The following is a 16,445-nucleotide window of genomic DNA, read 5'->3' on the forward strand; positions in this document are numbered from 1 at the left end:
TGTGGGGAGTCGCGTAAACTGCGCCGCCCAGGCGGAGGCTTACATGCAAGACGACGATTTTTCCCTGTTCAAGAGCCAGATGCACGGCGTCAAGCCGATCCGGCATGATCGCGCCGACACCGGCAAACCCAAGGCCGACCGCAAGCAACTGGCCAGCCTGCGCCAGGCCGCGACCGTGCGCAGCGACCAGACGGTGATCGACGGCCTGTCCGATCAGTTCGTCATCGACGTGGGCCCGGAAGACGACCTGCACTGGAGCCGCGATGGCGTGCAGGAAAGCCAGATGCGCAAGCTCAAGCTTGGCCAGATCGGTTTCGAAGGCAGCCTGGACCTGCACGGCATGACCGTGGAGAAAGCCCGCGAGACCCTCTGGGCATTCCTGGCAGAGGCCACGCGCTTCGAGGTGCGCTGCGTGCGAGTCACCCACGGCAAGGCGGTGCGGCTCGATGGCAAGCGTCCGATGATCAAGAGCCACGTCAACACCTGGCTGCGCCAGCATGCCCAGGTACTGGGTTTTACCTCGTGCCAGGCGCGTCACGGCGGCACTGGCGCGGTGTATGTCATGCTCAAGCGGACCATGCTTGAAGGGCGTGACGAGTAACGCCGCGCTTGCAGCGCCGTCACAGCCGCCGTACCCTTCGCTTTTGCGATAAATCCCACAGGTAGATCCATGTCCCTGGAACAGCACTACACCGCGATTCTCGGCCAACTCGGCGAGGATGTTTCCCGCGAGGGCCTGCTCGATACGCCCAAGCGGGCTGCGAAGGCCATGAAGTACCTTTGCCGCGGCTACGACCAAACCCTGGAAGAGGTGACCAACGGCGCCTTGTTCAGCTCCGACAACAGTGAAATGGTCCTGGTCAAGGACATCGAGCTGTACTCGCTGTGCGAACACCACATGCTGCCGTTCATTGGCAAGGCGCATGTCGCCTATATCCCGAGCGGCAAGGTGCTGGGCCTGTCCAAGGTGGCGCGCATCGTCGACATGTACGCTCGCCGCCTGCAGATCCAGGAAAACCTCAGCCGCGAGATCGCCGAGGCGGTTCAGCAGGTGACCGGCGCGCTGGGCGTGGCCGTGGTGATCGAAGCCAAGCACATGTGCATGATGATGCGCGGTGTGGAAAAACAGAATTCGTCGATGATCACCTCGGTGATGCTCGGCGCCTTCCGCGACAATGCTGCCACCCGCAGCGAGTTCCTCAGCCTGATCAAGTAATCGGCCGAGGTTCTGCGAGCCGACCTGCCCAGGTCGGCTTTTTTCATTGTGAGGAGTTGCCATGATCGTCAAAGCACTGCGGGTTGGCCTTGGCCAGCTGATCGTCTTCCTCGACTGGGTCAGCCGCCCGAGCAAGCTCAAGCGTGATGCGGCCGCCCAGGCGAATGTCGAGCAGCAGGCCAAGGGGCTGAGCCTGTATCAGTTTCACGCTTGCCCCTTCTGCGTGAAGACCCGCCGCACACTGCACCGCCTGAACGTGCCGGTGGCACTGCGTGACGCGAAGAACAACGAACAGGATCGCCAGGCCCTGCTGGAGCAAGGCGGCAAGATCAAGGTGCCGTGCCTGCGCATCGAGGAAGACGGCAAGACCACCTGGATGTACGAGTCCAAGGTGATCATCGATTACCTGAACCAGCGGTTCTCGGCGGTCTGACAGCGCTTGGCCGGCAGGGCTGCTCCCTGCCGGCAAAACACCATCAATCGATCATGGGCACATGCCGCTCATGCGAGGCCACGCGTTCCAGCCAGGCGCGAATCTTCGGGTAATCATCCAGCAGGAAGCCGGCTTCGTGGGCCACATGGGTGTAGGCATACAACGCCACATCGGCAATCGAGTACTTGTCACCGACCAGGTAGGGCGTTTCCTGCAACTGTTTCTCCATCACCTTCAGCGCCTTGTGCCCGCCCTTCTGCAACGACTTGTATTCATCGACGCGATCTTCGGGCATGCCCAGGTAGAACTGGATGAAACGTGCCACGGCAATGTAGGGCTCATGGCTGTACTGCTCGAAGAACTGCCACTGCAGCACTTGCGTACGTAAACGCGGTTCACTCGGCAGGAACAGGCTACCTTCGGCGAGGTAGTTAAGAATGGCGTTGGACTCCCACAGATAACTGCCGTCCTCCAACTCCAGCACCGGCACTTTTCCGTTAGGGTTCTTGACCAGAAACTCAGGGCGCTCGGTCTCGCCATTGAGGATGTTCACGGGACACCATATGTACGGAATATCAAGCAAGTGCAACATCAGCTTGACCTTGTAGCAGTTGCCCGACTGGTAATCCCCGTAGACCTTGTACATTGTTCCCCCCTCTCCAAAGCTGAAACGAAACCGCCGTCCATAGTTGGCGACTGTACGGTTAAATGCAATGGTTGCTGTATGGCAAAACTCGCCCTATCGCAGCGTAGTCTGAAAAACCCGCTTACACCCGCACAAGGATTACTGCATGCCTGACGCCACCTCTGCGCCAATGCGTCCGCTGGCCGACACCTCCCCCTCGGCGGTGGTCGCCGGTTTCATTGCCATGCTCACGGGCTATACCAGCTCGCTGGTGCTGATGTTCCAGGCGGGCCAGGCGGCCGGCCTGACCACCGCGCAGATTTCCTCGTGGATCTGGGCGCTGTCGATCGGCATGGCGGTATGCAGCATTGGCCTTTCACTGCGTTATCGCACGCCCATCACGGTCGCCTGGTCGACCCCCGGCGCAGCCTTGCTGATCACCAGCCTGGGCGGCGTGAGCTATGGCGAGGCAATCGGCGCCTACATCACCTGCGCCGTACTGGTGGTGATCTGCGGGCTCACAGGCAGTTTCGAACGCCTGGTCCGGCGCATTCCGGCATCGCTGGCCGCGGCCCTGCTGGCCGGCATTCTGTTCAAGATCGGCAGCGAGATCTTTGTTGCAGCCCAGCATCGGACCGCCCTGGTGCTGGGGATGTTCTTCAGCTACCTGCTGATCAAGCGGCTGTCGCCGCGCTATGCGGTACTGACCGCGCTGGTGGTAGGCACCGCGATCGCCGCAGTGATGGGGTTGCTGGACTTCAGCGGCTTCCACCTGGAGGTGGCGACACCGGTATGGACCACGCCGTCGTTCTCGCTGGCCGCGACCATCAGCATCGGCATCCCCCTGTTCGTGGTGGCGATGACTTCACAGAACATGCCGGGTGTGGCGGTGCTGCGTGCGGACGGGTACCAGGTACCTGCCTCGCCGCTGATTTCAGTGACGGGCCTGGCCTCGCTGCTGCTGGCCCCGTTCGGCTCGCACGGCATCAACCTGGCGGCCATCAGCGCCGCGATCTGTACCGGGCCGCATGCCCATGAAGATCCGAGCAAGCGGTACACCGCGGCGGTCTGGTGCGGGATTTTCTATGGTATTGCCGGCGTGTTCGGCGCCACCCTGGCGGCACTGTTCGCCGCGTTGCCCAAGGAGCTGGTGCTGTCGATTGCCGCACTGGCGCTGTTCGGCTCGATCATGAACGGTCTGACGGTGGCGATGAGCGAGGCCAGGGAGCGCGAGGCGGCCTTGATCACATTCATGGTCACGGCCTCGGGCTTTACCCTGTTCTCGATCGGCTCGGCGTTCTGGGGGATTGTGGCGGGGGTACTGACGCTGATGATCCTGAACTGGCGCAAGGCTGCCTGATCGACACGGGAGGGCCTGGCCCTCCCCTGCCCCACCCGCTAGATAGCGGTGGCACCACCATCGATTGCCAGAGCCTGGCCAGTGGTGAATGCCGCACCGTCGCTGCACAGGTACAGGACCGCTGCAGCGACTTCCTCGACCTTGCCCACGCGGCCGACCGGGTGCATGGCGGCGGCGTATTCAGCCTTGCGTGGATCGGCCTCGTAGGCACGACGGAACATGTCGGTGTCGATCACCGCCGGGCACACCGCATTCACCCGGATCAGTTTCTTGGCGTACTCGATGGCGGCCGACTTGGTGAGCCCGATCACGGCATGCTTGGATGCGCTGTAGATGCTCATCTTGGGCGCAGCCCCCAGGCCGGCGACCGATGCGGTGTTGACGATCGCACCGCCGCCCTGGGCGAGCATCAGTGGCAACTGGTGCTTCATGCACAGCCACACGCCCTTGACGTTGACGCCCATGATCGCATCGAACTCGGCTTCGCTGCCGTCGGCCAGGCGCCCCTGCTCGATCTCGATACCGGCATTGTTGAAGGCGTAGTCCAGACGACCGTATGCCTCGACAGTGCGCGCCATCAACTGCTGCACGTCCTGCTCGCGGGTAACGTTGCAAGGTACGAACAGTGCCTGGCCGCCGGCGGCCTGAATCAACCCGACCGTGTGTTCGCCACCGGCGACGTCCAGGTCTGCCACCACGACCTTCAGGCCTTGTGCGGCGAATGCCAGCGCCGTGGCCCGGCCGATGCCGGCGCCGGCCCCGGTGACCAGGGCAACCTGGCCGGAAAAAGTCATGCTCATCGATAACTCCCGCAACGTAGTGAGGACAATGGCGGGAGTCTAGTCATCGGCGGTGGCTCCTGGGCAGCATCATCAGGCACGCAGTGAACACACCATCGAACCGGGTGATTTTAGCTGCTAGGCTCAATCATCCAGATGGATCAATCGCCATTCGCCACAAGGCTGGACCTTGCCGATTTGCCGATGCAGGCCTATCAACAGGGTTTGCCTTCCAGAGAGAACCTTGCCATGACTGACAGTACCAACCGCCGCTTCCTGCTTGCCAAGCGCCCCACCGGGGCAGTGACACGTGATGACTTTACCTTTGAAACCGTGCCTGTGAGCGAGCCTGTCGAGGGACAGGTAGTGATGAAGAACCTGTACCTGTCGCTGGACCCGGCCATGCGCGGGTGGATGAACGAGGGCAAGTCCTACATTGCGCCTGTAGGTATCGGCGAGGTCATGCGCGCACTGGGTGTCGGTGAAGTGGTGGCGTCCAGGCATCCTGACTATGCCGTGGGTGATACGGTGAGCGGAGCCCTTGGTGTACAGGATTACTTCATTGGCGAGCCCAAGGGCCTGCATAAGGTCGACCCTAGGCTGGTACCGTTGCCACGTTATCTCTCCGCCCTGGGCATGACGGGAATGACGGCCTACTTTGCCCTGCTGGAAGTGGGTGAGCCCAAGACGGGCGAAACCGTGGTGATCTCGGGTGCAGCGGGAGCGGTCGGCAGCATTGCCGGGCAGATCGCCAAGCTCAAGGGCTGTCGTGTGGTCGGGATTGCCGGCGGCGAGCAGAAATGCCGCTACCTGGTCGATGAACTGGGCTTTGACGGGGTTATCGACTACAAGGCCGAAGACGTACTGGAGGGACTCAAGCGCGAGTGCCCAAAAGGGGTGGATGTGTACTTCGACAACGTCGGCGGGGACATCCTCGATGCAGTGCTCAGTCGCCTGAATTTCAAGGCGCGGGTGGTGATCTGTGGTGCCATCAGCCAGTACAACAACAAGCAGGCGGTCAAGGGCCCGGCCAACTACCTGTCGCTGCTGGTAAACCGCGCGCGCATGGAAGGTTTCGTGGTGATGGACCATGTGGCCAAGTACGGCACCGCAGGCAACGAAATTGCCGGCTGGCTGGCCAGCGGCAAGCTTAAGAGCAAGGAGGATGTTGTCGAGGGGCTGGAGACCTTTCCCGAAGCGCTGCTGAAGCTGTTCAGCGGGGAAAACTTTGGCAAGCTGGTGTTGAAGGTATAAGGGGAACGCCTTCGCCAGCAAGGCCGGCTCCTCCTTGTAGGAGCCAGCCTTGCTGGCGAAAAACCGAGTCGCTTAGCCGCGAATTTCGGCTACCACTGCAGCCAGCGCTTGAGCAGGGTCAGCCGCCTGACTGATCGGGCGACCGATTACCAGGTAGTCGGAGCCGGCGTCCAGCGCCTGGCGCGGGGTAAGGATACGACGCTGATCGTCCAGGGCGCTGCCGGCAGGACGAATGCCCGGAGTCACCAGCTGCAACGACGGGTGCGCGGCCTTCAGGGCCGGGGCTTCCAGGGCAGAGCACACCAGGCCGTCCATGCCGGCCTTCTCGGCCAGGGCGGCCAGTCGCAGCACCTGCTCCTGCGGCTCGATGTCCAGGCCAATACCGGCGAGGTCTTCACGCTCCATGCTGGTCAGCACGGTCACACCGATCAACAGCGGCTGTGGCCCGCTGCGCTGGTCCAGCACGTCGCGACAGGCCGCCATCATGCGCAGGCCGCCAGAGCAGTGCACGTTGACCATCCACACGCCCATTTCGGCTGCGGCCTTCACGGCCATGGCGGTGGTGTTGGGGATATCGTGGAACTTGAGGTCCAGGAACACTTCGAAGCCCTTTTCACACAGGGTTTCAACGATGCCCGACGCACTGCTGGTGAACAGCTCCTTGCCGACCTTGACCCGACACAGCGCGGGGTCCAGCTGATCGGCCAGTTTCAGGGCGGCGTCACGGGTAGGGAAATCCAGGGCGACGATGATAGGCGTCTGACAGGCGGACATGGGCAGGCTCTCTGGGCAAGTCGAAATCGGCGCGCATTGTAGCCGATGCGCAGTGCCAATGGGGGCCGGTGATCGCGAATTCGCCCCCAGGTGGTGGGCCTCTTATACTTGAACCATCGACGGTCGTGTCGAGTCCAACATCACAGAGGCGGCGCCATTCGCCGTCGATAAGGAGAAGCTCATGCCCTGGTATGCCTGGTTGATCTTGCTGGTTGCCATCGGCTCGATTGTCGGTGGCTTGATGATGCTGCGTGATACTGCGAAGAAGCTGCCCTTGACCGAAGAGCAACTCAAGCGCGTGCATGAGCGCAATGCCGAAGCCGATGCCAAGGACGCGCAAGACCGATAAGCGTGGCGCTTCCCCGCCTTCTGCAGGCGCCGGCATTGCCGGCGATGGGCCCATGCCATTTGATGATAAAAACGGATCGAGCATTGCCCGACCCGCCCCTCCTCAGGTCACTTGACCGCCAGTTTGTCCCGGTTGCGCTCGATCAGCGCCTGGCCGATCCCCTTCACCTCCAGCAACTCATCCACTGACTCGAACGCGCCGTTGGCTTCGCGGTAGGCCACGATCGCTTCAGCCTTGGCCTTGCCGATACCTGCGAGCGACGACTGCAGTGTCGCCGCATCGGCAGTGTTCAGGTTGACGGTGGTTGAGGCGAGCGCTGCGCTGACTGTAGTGACTGGCAAGTCGCCCGCGGCCTTGGTGGCCGCCGCAAACGACGGCAGCGAGAACGCGCTGAGCAGCGCGAGCAGCAGAGAAACAAGAAAGGTATTGCGCATAACGGTGGCACTCCTTGGTGTGTGAGCTTGCTAGGGCAGCGATTCCTTGGCTGCCTGTAAAACCTAGCGGCTCAAGAACAACTGATCCACAGTCAAGGTCAAAAGGATTCAAACAAGATGTGAAAGAAATGTAAAAATGTGTAGGAAATGTTACCGTTTTGGCCGTCGAAAAACTCTTACACGGGATGTGCAGCGGTGCGCGAAGGGAAGAACAAGCTGGTTGATGGATTTCCGTATACCTTCAAACATCAGCGCTCGACGCTTCATCTAAAGACACCAGTGAGTGCATCGACCACTGAGGCATTCACCCAGTTACTGAGCCAGAAGCGCCAAGCTAAACGGGTCAGCGCTCCCCTTCCCGCGGGCGAGCAGCTGCTTTTTGCCAAGCGCCAGGTGCTGGAGACCCTACCGAAGAAAATCCGTCTCGCACGTGGCACACGCAAGCGTTGCGGTATGTTCGACTGGCCGATCGAAGAGTTGATCAATACTGCGGAAGCCCATCGTCGTGGTGCGAGCGTGCCGGGTGTTGTGGGGTACGGGTATACCAAGTCGCGCTTTGGCTTGATGGATGATTTTTTCATCATCACTGAGCTGCTGCAGAACTACACCGATGGCTATCAGTGGATATTGGCCAAGCCTGAGGAGGTTGAGCGGGTGATTGGTGCGGTGTTCGAACTGATGCTTTCTCTGAACAGCACTGGCATCTATCACATGGACCTGTGGGCGGCGAATGTGATGATGTGTAATGAGGGGGTAGGCGCGACGTATGCCATTGATCTGGAGAACTGCTTTGCTCAGGAGGCAGAGTATCTGAGTGAGACCTTGGGGTTCCAGTTCGGATTCTTTTATCTGCGAGAAGTTAATGGGTTCATTGAGGAAGAACGATATGACGCGTTGGTATATGACGCGTTGACAGCCCATTCACAGGTAGATAGAAAACGCTTCATCGACACTTTCCAGGTAGCGAAGCATCAGCACCTGGGGCGCAAGGAGCGACGAAAGGTGTTCTTGCAAGGGGTAATAGATTTATGCTGACTTCAAATACTTGAATCAAGCGGCTCTAATAAGCCGCTGTCAAGCACTACCGCTCATGTCAGATTGTTGTATGCGGGTGGTAGCATCTTGAACCGAGCGTTTGATGTCGAAGCGCCAAATCAGGTCTGGCGTGGCGACATCACTTACGTTTGGGCGCAGGGCAAATGGCATTATCTGGCAGTTGTCCTGGATCTCTATGCACGCAGAGTGGTGGGCTGGGCCTTATCAGAAAAGCCGAACGCAGACCTCGTGGTCAAAGCGCTGGACGTGGCTTACGAACAAAGCGGAAAGCCTCAAGGGCTACTGTTTCACTCCCACCAGGGATCGCAATATGGCAGTCGTCAGTTCCGCCCGAGACTGTGGCGCTACCGCATGCGCCAGAGTATGAGCCGCCGAGGCAACTGCTGGGATAATGCGCCGATGGAGCCAGTATTTCGCAGCTTGAATCAGAGTGGATACCGCCCACGGGCTACCTGACCGGGCAGCAAGCTCAACGAGACCTTAGCCAGTACCTGATGGGCCACTACAACTGGATCCGACCCTATCACTTCAACGATGGACTGGCTCCGGCGAAAGCTGAAGAAAAACTCAAAGCCGTGTCCGGGATGAGTTGACCACTACATGGGCAACATTCAACACAAATTGAGAAGCGCGCTACAAGTGTTACTCCAGAGCACGCCGGCACCTTGTGCAATACAATTTGAGCGTAGCAGAAAGACGTTGCACTCATACTACCAAAAAAAAACAGCAATAATTGCCCACCATGATTACTTCGCAACCGCCCAAATCTTTCGGATATGCTTCGTTACATTTATCACTATAATCTGGCAGTTCATATTCAGGTAACGCTGAACATTCCCACCACCGACTTCTACCAATTCCCCGCACAACTTTTTCAACTAAAACCGTCATTATGATGCTAGTGGAAAAATAAAATTCTAAACAATAAACAGTGCATATTTCAGCGAGGACACAGGCGAACCGACAGTAGCCGGATAACAGAACAGAATCCGCAGAGGGCGTAACCACGATCGTAACTAACAATGCGGCTGCAACATGCCAAAAGATTCGAGCGCTACGGATCCATGCGACGCTGTTGATGCAGCCAGTCAACGATTTCGCCATCCGGAGTGTAACCAGCTACCGTTTCCCTAAGTAATTGCCGAACTTTACCGTAATCATCTGCTGCAATAGCCGCAAGTAATTCATTCAATTTTCCCTTTAACAAGTCCCAACCAATGTAGTCTTCGTTGGCGCTCATGATCATCGGATGAGACGTCGCGACAACATTGTCGCCGATCAGCAACTCTTCATATAGCTTCTCACCAGGCCGCAGCCCAGTAAATTCGATAGAGATATCACCATTGGGGTTACGCTCGGAGCAGACGCTCAACCCGGAAAGATGGATCATTTTTTCCGCCAACTCGGCTATTTTAACCGGCTCCCCCATGTCAAGCACGAACACATCCCCCCCTAGTCCCATTGAACCCGCTTGGATGACCAGTTGAGCCGCTTCCGGAATAGTCATGAAATAACGAGTAATCTTCGGATGGGTAACGGTAATGGGACCGCCTGACTTGATCTGACTATGGAAAAGCGGTATGACCGAACCTGAAGATCCCAGTACATTGCCAAATCGAACCATGGTAAAGCGGGTATTGTTGACCTGAGCTACATTGTTACCGCTACCAAAAAGCACGGGTGCCGTCTCTCGGCTCAATGCTTGCAGCGTGAGCTCTGCAAGACGCTTGGTACTCCCCATGATATTGGTGGGTCGAACAGCCTTGTCCGTCGACACTAATACAAAATTTGAAACGCCCGCCTGTATCGCAGCTTGCGCAGTATTCAACGTGCCGATGACATTATTCATAACACCTTCAGAAATGTTATGTTCCACCATGGGCACATGCTTATACGCGGCAGCATGATAGACTGTATCGACACTCCAAGTTTTCATAATATCAAGCAGCTGTTTCTGACTGCGTATCGTTCCGAGCATCGGCAATACCCGAATCGGTAGCGACTCGAGTTGCACGCGCTGTTCAAGTTCGCTCATGATACTATAAAGATTAAACTCGCCATGTTCGAAAAGTAACAATATCTTTGGTTTCAAACTCAGAATCTGACGACACAACTCTGAACCGATAGACCCCCCCGCGCCCGTTACCAGAACAGACTTGCCTCTGATGCAATGCGACAAAAGGGTTTCCTGCGCAGGCACTGGGTCGCGCCCAAGTAGGTCGGCGATGTCCACTTCCTGAATATCATCGACTTTGACACGACCGCTGGCCAAGTCCATAAAACCGGGCACCGTTCGCACGTGTAACGGAAAGCCCTCAAGGAACCCTAGAATTTCACGACGCCTGGAACGTGAAGAGGACGGAATCGCGAGCAGTATTTCCTGAGCGCCCGTCAAATCGATAAGGCGCTGGATGTGAGACGGCCTGAACACCTGAAGCCCCGAAATCGTCCTGTCAACGATGCTGGCATCATCGTCAATAAATGCGACCGGCCGCATCACACGGCCGATACGTAATGCCGCCACCAACTGATTTCCGGCAGCTCCGGCACCGTAAATGGCGACTTTTGTCAGCCCGTTTTCTCGGCTGGTGAAAGGGACATGCTGGCTGGCTGCGAACCAATCCCCAAGAAAATACTGACGCATGATCAAACGAAGCCCGCCAATCATGACCAGGCTCAACCACCAGTAGTTGAAGACAATGGAGCGCGGCACGACAGCAGTATGATTACTGTGCCAGTAGACGACAGCAGCCAGTAGCAGGGCGGATAGGGAAACGGCTTTTACAATGGTGATAAGCGCATCATTGCCGAAGTAGCGCATAACCGCCCGATACAATCCGAATCGAATGAAAATTGGGATAGCGACAATCGGTGCGGATATGAACAACCACACATGGGTCACGATAGGATCAACCGCCCCGGCAATGCCCAGGCGTACTACGAATGCCGACCACAACGCCACCCACACCAACACAATATCCGCCGCCACTTGCAAGGCACGCTTGTGGCGTCGAGGCAGCACGAGCATTCCCGCCCGAATCTTGTCCATCATTCGTTTGCTCTCCTGACTCCGCCCCACACTACGCTCCACTTTTACGCTACTCATCCTGAACCCGCTGCAGGCTACATCCGTGCAAACACAGGTAACACTCATTGCATAATGAAAACAGATCAAATCCAAGAATGATCTTTGATAAACTTAAGGCTCGACCGCCGAAGTAATAACTTGAGTCAAAACTGTACAGGTTTTGCTGATTTCCTCATCGCTCAGCGTTGGATGAACAAGAAACATCAGACTTGTCTCTCCAAGCGCCTGAGCAACGCTCAGGCGCTCTTTCGGGCGCCACGGCGTGTTGTCAAAGGCCTTTTCTAGGTAAACCTCGGAACACGAACCCGAAAAACACGGAACACCCTCAGCGGAGATTTCGTGAATGATACGGTCACGACTCCATCCCTCCCTCAGCGTATCAGGCTCGACAAACACGTAGCATTTGTACGCCGCATGAACCGAGTCACTTGTGATTTCAGGCACCCGCAGGCCCGCTAGTTTCCTCGCGCATGCCCAGATACGCTGAGCATTTGCCAGTCGTTGCTGATGCCATTGCGGCATACGCCTGAGCTGGATTCTACCGACGGCCGCCTGCACCTCCAGCATGCGCCAATTGGTGCCGAAGCTTTCATGCACCCATCGGAATCCTGGCTCGTGCTTGCGCTCGTAGACGGCATCCCAGCTCTTGCCATGATCCTTGTACGACCACATGCGCGACCACAACGCCCGGTCATTGGTTGTCACCATCCCACCCTCACCTGCGGTGGTCATGATTTTGTCTTGGCAAAACGACCAGGCGCCTACATGACCGATCGAACCGACCGGCCGCCCCTTGTAGCTCGCGCCGTGAGCCTGGGCGCAATCCTCGATCACGGCAAGATTGAACTCTCCCGCCAGTGCCATAATTGCGTCCATATCACACGGCCAGCCGGCCAGGTGTACGCAAATGATCGCCTTGGTCCGCGGGGTCAAAACTGCACGGATTGTACTCTCGGTGATGTTCTGAGAGTCGCGATCCACATCAGCGAAGATTGGGATTGCTCCGGCGTTAACAATGCTCGACACCGAGGCCAGGAAGGTGCGCGAGGTCACGATGACCTCATCCGCACTCCCAATCCCTAGTGCCCTCAGTGCAAGGTCCAGAGCAACGGTTCCATTGGTAACGGCAACAGCATGTTGTGTGCCTGCCCACTTCGCAAACTCCTCTTCGAATTTTCGGCACTCTTGGCCTGTCCAATAATTGACCTTGTTGGACAGAACAATTCTGTACACGGCATCGGCCTCTTCTTCAGTGAAAGAAGGCCAAGGAGAAAAAGAGGTGTTCAGCACAATCAATTCCCGGAGCTAAGAAAATTTCGACGAAGGTGGGTGATATAGAGAGTGGAAGCTTACACCGCTCGTGAACCGATGACTTCAAGATTTGAAGTAAATTGGACGAGCCGGCACGCCCACTACCGTGATGTCGTCAGGCACGTCGGCCAGCACTACGGCACCGGCCCCCACGGTAACGCGACTACCGATACGCACAAGCTGCTTTACACTGGCACCGATACCAACCCAGCTACCCTCACCAATTATTACCCCTCCCGCTAGACGCGCGCCGGGGCTGACGTGTACAGTCATGCCGAGGATGCAGTCATGATCAACACTGCATCCTGTGTTGAGAATCGCTCCCCTACCGATACATGCCCCAGCGTTCAGTACAGCTCCTGCAAACACTGCAGAACCTACTCCCAAGGTGGCGTACCGGCTTACAACTGCGGCGGGGTGGACCAGCGTCACCAATTCTGCTCCATTGGCTTGGAGGGCATCGAGCTTGGCTTGCCGTATGGCGTTGTTGCCAATCGCCACAATCACCCCATCATAATCACCCATACGGTAGAGCAGCTCAGAACCTGCGCCTACCACAGCCCAATGGCCGTTAAGAGATATCTCTGGCCAAGCGTCATCGAAGAACTCGACCACTTCCCAACCACATTGCTCTGCAGTATCTGCAATCACCTTTCCGTGACCACTTGCGCCAAGAACGGCCAAACGGCTCATTGCTTATTGCCGTTAAACTTAGACATGGTCACTTCGCCTTCGGCACTGATGCCTTCGCGCAGAAACACCTTTTTGACGGTCAATAGGATGATTTTGATATCCAACAGAAGAGTACGGTTGTCCACATACCAAACATCCAACGAAAATTTGTCGGCCCAACTCAACGCATTACGCCCATTGACCTGAGCCCATCCGGTGATACCCGGGCGTACTTTATGCCGACGGTACTGCTCATGATCGTAAAGAGGTAAGTATTCCATCAACAACGGCCGGGGTCCCACCAGGCTCATGTCGCCTTTGAGGACGTTCCACAATTCGGGGAGCTCATCTAGGCTGCTGGCGCGAAGAAATTGCCCGAAACGCGTCATGCGCAACGCGTCGTCAAGCGGCCTTCCTGCGGAATCAAAGGCGTCTTTCATTGTTCTGAACTTGATCATCTCAAACGGCTTCCCATCCAAGCCAGGACGGACCTGGCGAAACAGTACCGGCGAGCCAAGCTTACTTTTGATCGCACAAAAGATGATTAGAAAGATAGGGACCAAGATCATGAGCCCGAGTAAAGACAACAACAGATCAAATAGACGCTTCAACATTGAATTTAAAACCTGAAATTAGGCAAACGATGGTGTGGTGTTCGAAAAAGTAAGCCCCAAATGGTTGCCAGCTCAGATATTCATCTCCTGAAGCATTATCTCATTAACCTTTCTCACATCGTATTTTTCCACAGCCAGATCGCGCGCCGCCTGCCCCATCGAATCAACACGTTCAGGATTATTGACGAAATTGAACATGGCGGCGGCGAGTTCATCGACGCTCTTGACGGCAACCAGATAGCCATTCAAACCGTCCTGCACGGTTTCCCGACAACCTGGAGCATTAGTTGTGATGACCGGCCTTCCCATAGCCATCGCCTCCAATACAGTGCGGGGCGTGCCTTCCCGGTAGGACGGCAGCACGTACACACTGCTGCCAGCGATGGCCGGTCTCACGTCGGTCATACGGCCCAGATAACTCAAGGTACCTTCCTCGATCCACGCATCCAGTTCCGCCTTATTGATAGCGTCCGGGTTATCGTCTATCCAGCCCACCAGATTGAAAGCGATATTCGGATTGGTGGCACGCACACGTCGTGCCGCTGCAGCGTATTCGCGAACTCCCTTGTCGCCCAGCAAACGCGCAATGAGCAAAAAACTCATCTGGGCCGGTGACGGAACAACACTGAATTTCGAAATATCAACCCCAGATCCATTAATCACTATCGCATTTGCGTCGCTGGAGAGCAAACCACGTTCCTTGAACAGTTGTCTGTCATCAGGGTTCTGAAAAAATACGGTGGAAACATCGCGTAGCGAGAAAGCATAGAGTCGCTCAACCAGCAAGCGTAGCAACACACGCACTTGTGAGTAGTCTCTGGGCTCTTGGAAAGAGTAACCAAGTCCCGTAATCAGCGCAAAACGTTTACCAACGCCAGCCAATCGCGCCGCCAATAGGCCATAGATCACGGGCTTTATCGTGTACGCCAGCACAGTGTCTGGACTGACTTTTCGCATCAAACGCCAGAGGTGCCACAGTGTACGGCCATCGGCCAGCGGGTTCATGCCTACTCGGTTCAGCGGAATATCATGCGCCTGGTAACCAAGGGTTTCCAGCTCCTTGCGCAATGCCGTGCCCTCCCCCAACCCAGGCGCAGCAACATGTATGCCGACGCCACGATGGGCGAGCGCCTTAAGCAACGCGCCACGAAACGTGAGCAGCGAGTCAGGAAAACTTGCAACCAAAAGAAAAACCATTTGTTAATAACCACCACTGTCAGGTCATGTACCACGCTAGGCGCGCCGTTCAGCATACGCTGCATATCCGAAACGCACTGCAAGGGCTTGCTTTACCGGGGTTTCGCCCCAACGAGATTATCGTAAACACCTCTGAATTTTTCAGCACTGTTGGCGATAGTGAAACATTCGCCGATTCGCGCTTTGGCCGCCTGCCCCATGGCATCACGGGCCGCTTCATCCATGCTCAGCAAGCACAGCATACCTTCGGCCAGAGCAGCACTGTCCTGTGCGGGCACCACGATACCATTGCCGCTTAGAAGATGACGTGCATCCCCCACGTCGGTGGTAACACAGGGCAATGCCATAGCCATGGCCTCGCCCAGAACATTGGGAAAGCCTTCCGTACGCGAATGCAGGCAGAAAACATCCATCGCACTCAAACACACGGATACATCCTGACGCTCGCCAAGACATGCAAAACGCAGCGCAACCCCGCTTTTGGCTAGGAGGTCGACAACTACTGGATTATCTTCGGCAAGCCCTCGGCCGATCATCAGGAACCTTGCATTTGGCAACTGCCGCGCGACAATTGCGGCTGCGGCAATGAAGTTGGCATGATCCTTCACCGGATTCAATCGCCCTAGACTACCAACGATCAGCTCCCCCTCTCCGATACCTAAAGAGGAGCGTAGTTGCTTGCGCTGAAACACGTCGGCCTGCAATTTGGTAAGATCGAAGCCATTGGGAATGACCATCATTCGGTCCGCAGCGTAGCCGACGTCTATATGTGCCTGTCGTGAAGCCTGCGCCGCACAAACGATAACGCTGGGCAGCCAGCTGGAAAGCCGCGCACACATACTGCGAACCAGCATTGTAGACCTCTTCCCGCCCTTACCAATATCGGTTGTGCGGACACCCCAAATCACATGTCGAACACCGGCAAGTCGAGCAGCCAATCCACCCAGCAAATCAGCGTGATACATCCACGTCTGGACAATGTCGGGACGGGCCTGACGAAGCTGTCTGTAGAGTGAGAAAAGGGTGGCGGGTATGCCGAGCGACTTGCGCATCCCGAGTGTTGTCACAGTAACGCCCTGCGCACGCAGTTGAGCCCCAATCACCCCCAGGTCGGTCAGCGAAATGACCGAATGTTCATAGCCTGAGAGCGTTGAGTGAGTTTCGAGCAAGCGCTTGAGCATCAGCTCTGCACCGCCCACATTCAGCCCGACAATTACATGAACTACTTTCAAAGGACCTGCTCTTCCAATCCGGTTCGGGACATCCGCAGTCAGTGCAAATGT

17 protein-coding genes and 1 pseudogene are annotated in these 16,445 nt (G+C 56.9%); 8 read left to right on the top strand and 10 right to left on the bottom strand.

What is annotated here, in order from left to right:
- Positions 1-43: 43 nt before the first annotated feature.
- From FW760_RS20150 to FW760_RS20160, 3 genes are all read left to right on the top strand, one after another.
- Positions 44-601 carry a Smr/MutS family protein gene (locus tag FW760_RS20150; protein ID WP_043862702.1) on the top strand — a complete coding sequence of 186 codons (558 nt, stop codon included), beginning with the start codon at positions 44-46 and terminating at the stop codon, positions 599-601.
- 69 nt (positions 602-670) lie between these two features.
- On the top strand, positions 671-1,216 hold the full coding sequence (folE, locus tag FW760_RS20155) for a GTP cyclohydrolase I FolE (protein ID WP_054915843.1): 546 nt from the start codon (positions 671-673) through the stop codon (positions 1,214-1,216).
- A 61-nt stretch (positions 1,217-1,277) separates the two neighbouring features.
- Positions 1,278-1,649 (top strand): glutathione S-transferase N-terminal domain-containing protein, encoded by a 372-nt coding sequence (locus tag FW760_RS20160; protein ID WP_043862700.1) that lies wholly within the window; start codon positions 1,278-1,280, stop codon positions 1,647-1,649.
- A 43-nt stretch (positions 1,650-1,692) separates the two neighbouring features.
- On the opposite strand, the gene FW760_RS20165 is transcribed toward FW760_RS20160, so the two are convergent.
- Positions 1,693-2,295 carry a glutathione S-transferase family protein gene (locus FW760_RS20165; RefSeq protein ID WP_100634492.1) on the bottom strand — a complete coding sequence of 201 codons (603 nt, stop codon included), beginning with the start codon at positions 2,293-2,295 and terminating at the stop codon, positions 1,693-1,695.
- A gap of 145 nt (positions 2,296-2,440) precedes the next feature.
- On the opposite strand from FW760_RS20165, the gene FW760_RS20170 reads away from it, so the two are divergent.
- Complete coding sequence (locus FW760_RS20170) at positions 2,441-3,634, top strand: benzoate/H(+) symporter BenE family transporter (RefSeq protein ID WP_043862698.1); 1,194 nt, start codon at positions 2,441-2,443, stop codon at positions 3,632-3,634.
- Between the two features lie 38 nt (positions 3,635-3,672).
- Here the strand turns inward: FW760_RS20170 and FW760_RS20175 are convergent, their stop codons facing one another.
- Entirely contained in the window at positions 3,673-4,434 is a 762-nt protein-coding gene (locus FW760_RS20175) for an SDR family oxidoreductase (protein WP_054915845.1), read from the bottom strand.
- 228 nt (positions 4,435-4,662) lie between these two features.
- On the opposite strand from FW760_RS20175, the gene FW760_RS20180 reads away from it, so the two are divergent.
- Complete coding sequence (locus tag FW760_RS20180; protein WP_116055146.1) at positions 4,663-5,667, top strand: MDR family NADP-dependent oxidoreductase; 1,005 nt, start codon at positions 4,663-4,665, stop codon at positions 5,665-5,667.
- A 72-nt stretch (positions 5,668-5,739) separates the two neighbouring features.
- Here the strand turns inward: FW760_RS20180 and pyrF are convergent, their stop codons facing one another.
- Positions 5,740-6,441, bottom strand: a complete 702-nt coding sequence (pyrF, locus tag FW760_RS20185; RefSeq protein ID WP_054915847.1) for an orotidine-5'-phosphate decarboxylase — start codon at positions 6,439-6,441, stop codon at positions 5,740-5,742.
- Between the two features lie 181 nt (positions 6,442-6,622).
- Here pyrF and FW760_RS20190 point away from each other — a divergent pair, with 181 nt between their 5' ends.
- Positions 6,623-6,790 (top strand): DUF2897 family protein, encoded by a 168-nt coding sequence (locus FW760_RS20190; protein ID WP_078479756.1) that lies wholly within the window; start codon positions 6,623-6,625, stop codon positions 6,788-6,790.
- 107 nt (positions 6,791-6,897) lie between these two features.
- On the opposite strand, the gene FW760_RS20195 is transcribed toward FW760_RS20190, so the two are convergent.
- Positions 6,898-7,224 (bottom strand): ComEA family DNA-binding protein, encoded by a 327-nt coding sequence (locus tag FW760_RS20195; RefSeq protein WP_043862694.1) that lies wholly within the window; start codon positions 7,222-7,224, stop codon positions 6,898-6,900.
- Positions 7,225-7,419: 195 nt separating this feature from the next.
- On the opposite strand from FW760_RS20195, the gene FW760_RS20200 reads away from it, so the two are divergent.
- Together FW760_RS20200 and FW760_RS20205 are read left to right on the top strand one after the other, a co-directional pair.
- Positions 7,420-8,259: a lipopolysaccharide kinase InaA family protein gene (locus FW760_RS20200; RefSeq protein ID WP_446443931.1), complete on the top strand. Its 840-nt coding sequence runs from the start codon at positions 7,420-7,422 to the stop codon at positions 8,257-8,259.
- Between the two features lie 81 nt (positions 8,260-8,340).
- Positions 8,341-8,873: pseudogene (locus tag FW760_RS20205) on the top strand (IS3 family transposase); the annotation flags it as partial.
- A gap of 461 nt (positions 8,874-9,334) precedes the next feature.
- On the opposite strand, the gene FW760_RS20210 reads toward FW760_RS20205, so the two are convergent.
- The 6 genes from FW760_RS20210 to FW760_RS20235 form a co-directional block, all read right to left on the bottom strand.
- A complete protein-coding gene (locus FW760_RS20210; protein ID WP_116055427.1) occupies positions 9,335-11,329 on the bottom strand; it encodes a polysaccharide biosynthesis protein in 1,995 nt (664 codons plus the stop codon).
- 150 nt (positions 11,330-11,479) lie between these two features.
- Positions 11,480-12,658 (bottom strand): DegT/DnrJ/EryC1/StrS family aminotransferase, encoded by a 1,179-nt coding sequence (locus tag FW760_RS20215; RefSeq protein WP_116055150.1) that lies wholly within the window; start codon positions 12,656-12,658, stop codon positions 11,480-11,482.
- An 84-nt stretch (positions 12,659-12,742) separates the two neighbouring features.
- On the bottom strand, positions 12,743-13,372 hold the full coding sequence (locus FW760_RS20220; RefSeq protein ID WP_116055153.1) for an acetyltransferase: 630 nt from the start codon (positions 13,370-13,372) through the stop codon (positions 12,743-12,745).
- On the bottom strand, positions 13,369-13,965 hold the full coding sequence (locus FW760_RS20225; protein WP_116055155.1) for a sugar transferase: 597 nt from the start codon (positions 13,963-13,965) through the stop codon (positions 13,369-13,371). The genes FW760_RS20220 and FW760_RS20225 overlap by 4 nt, the downstream gene beginning before the upstream one ends.
- 72 nt (positions 13,966-14,037) lie before the next feature.
- Complete coding sequence (locus FW760_RS20230) at positions 14,038-15,162, bottom strand: glycosyltransferase family 4 protein (RefSeq protein ID WP_116055157.1); 1,125 nt, start codon at positions 15,160-15,162, stop codon at positions 14,038-14,040.
- A gap of 92 nt (positions 15,163-15,254) precedes the next feature.
- Positions 15,255-16,394 (bottom strand): glycosyltransferase family 4 protein, encoded by a 1,140-nt coding sequence (locus FW760_RS20235; protein ID WP_116055159.1) that lies wholly within the window; start codon positions 16,392-16,394, stop codon positions 15,255-15,257.
- Between the last annotated feature and the right edge of the window lie 51 nt (positions 16,395-16,445).

Source organism: Pseudomonas sp. 1176_21 (assembly GCF_052850635.1).

Bases quoted from the DNA above. Each gene is read 5' to 3' on its own strand.
- FW760_RS20150 (WP_043862702.1), top strand. From the start codon at position 44: ATGCAAGACGACGATTTTTCCCTGTTCAAGAGCCAGATGCACGGCGTC.
- folE (WP_054915843.1), top strand. From the start codon at position 671: ATGTCCCTGGAACAGCACTACACCGCGATTCTCGGCCAACTCGGCGAG.
- FW760_RS20160 (WP_043862700.1), top strand. From the start codon at position 1,278: ATGATCGTCAAAGCACTGCGGGTTGGCCTTGGCCAGCTGATCGTCTTC.
- FW760_RS20165 (WP_100634492.1), bottom strand. From the start codon at position 2,295: ATGTACAAGGTCTACGGGGATTACCAGTCGGGCAACTGCTACAAGGTC.
- FW760_RS20170 (WP_043862698.1), top strand. From the start codon at position 2,441: ATGCCTGACGCCACCTCTGCGCCAATGCGTCCGCTGGCCGACACCTCC.
- FW760_RS20175 (WP_054915845.1), bottom strand. From the start codon at position 4,434: ATGAGCATGACTTTTTCCGGCCAGGTTGCCCTGGTCACCGGGGCCGGC.
- FW760_RS20180 (WP_116055146.1), top strand. From the start codon at position 4,663: ATGACTGACAGTACCAACCGCCGCTTCCTGCTTGCCAAGCGCCCCACC.
- pyrF (WP_054915847.1), bottom strand. From the start codon at position 6,441: ATGTCCGCCTGTCAGACGCCTATCATCGTCGCCCTGGATTTCCCTACC.
- FW760_RS20190 (WP_078479756.1), top strand. From the start codon at position 6,623: ATGCCCTGGTATGCCTGGTTGATCTTGCTGGTTGCCATCGGCTCGATT.
- FW760_RS20195 (WP_043862694.1), bottom strand. From the start codon at position 7,224: ATGCGCAATACCTTTCTTGTTTCTCTGCTGCTCGCGCTGCTCAGCGCG.
- FW760_RS20210 (WP_116055427.1), bottom strand. From the start codon at position 11,329: ATGGACAAGATTCGGGCGGGAATGCTCGTGCTGCCTCGACGCCACAAG.
- FW760_RS20220 (WP_116055153.1), bottom strand. From the start codon at position 13,372: ATGAGCCGTTTGGCCGTTCTTGGCGCAAGTGGTCACGGAAAGGTGATT.
- FW760_RS20225 (WP_116055155.1), bottom strand. From the start codon at position 13,965: ATGTTGAAGCGTCTATTTGATCTGTTGTTGTCTTTACTCGGGCTCATG.
- FW760_RS20230 (WP_116055157.1), bottom strand. From the start codon at position 15,162: ATGGTTTTTCTTTTGGTTGCAAGTTTTCCTGACTCGCTGCTCACGTTT.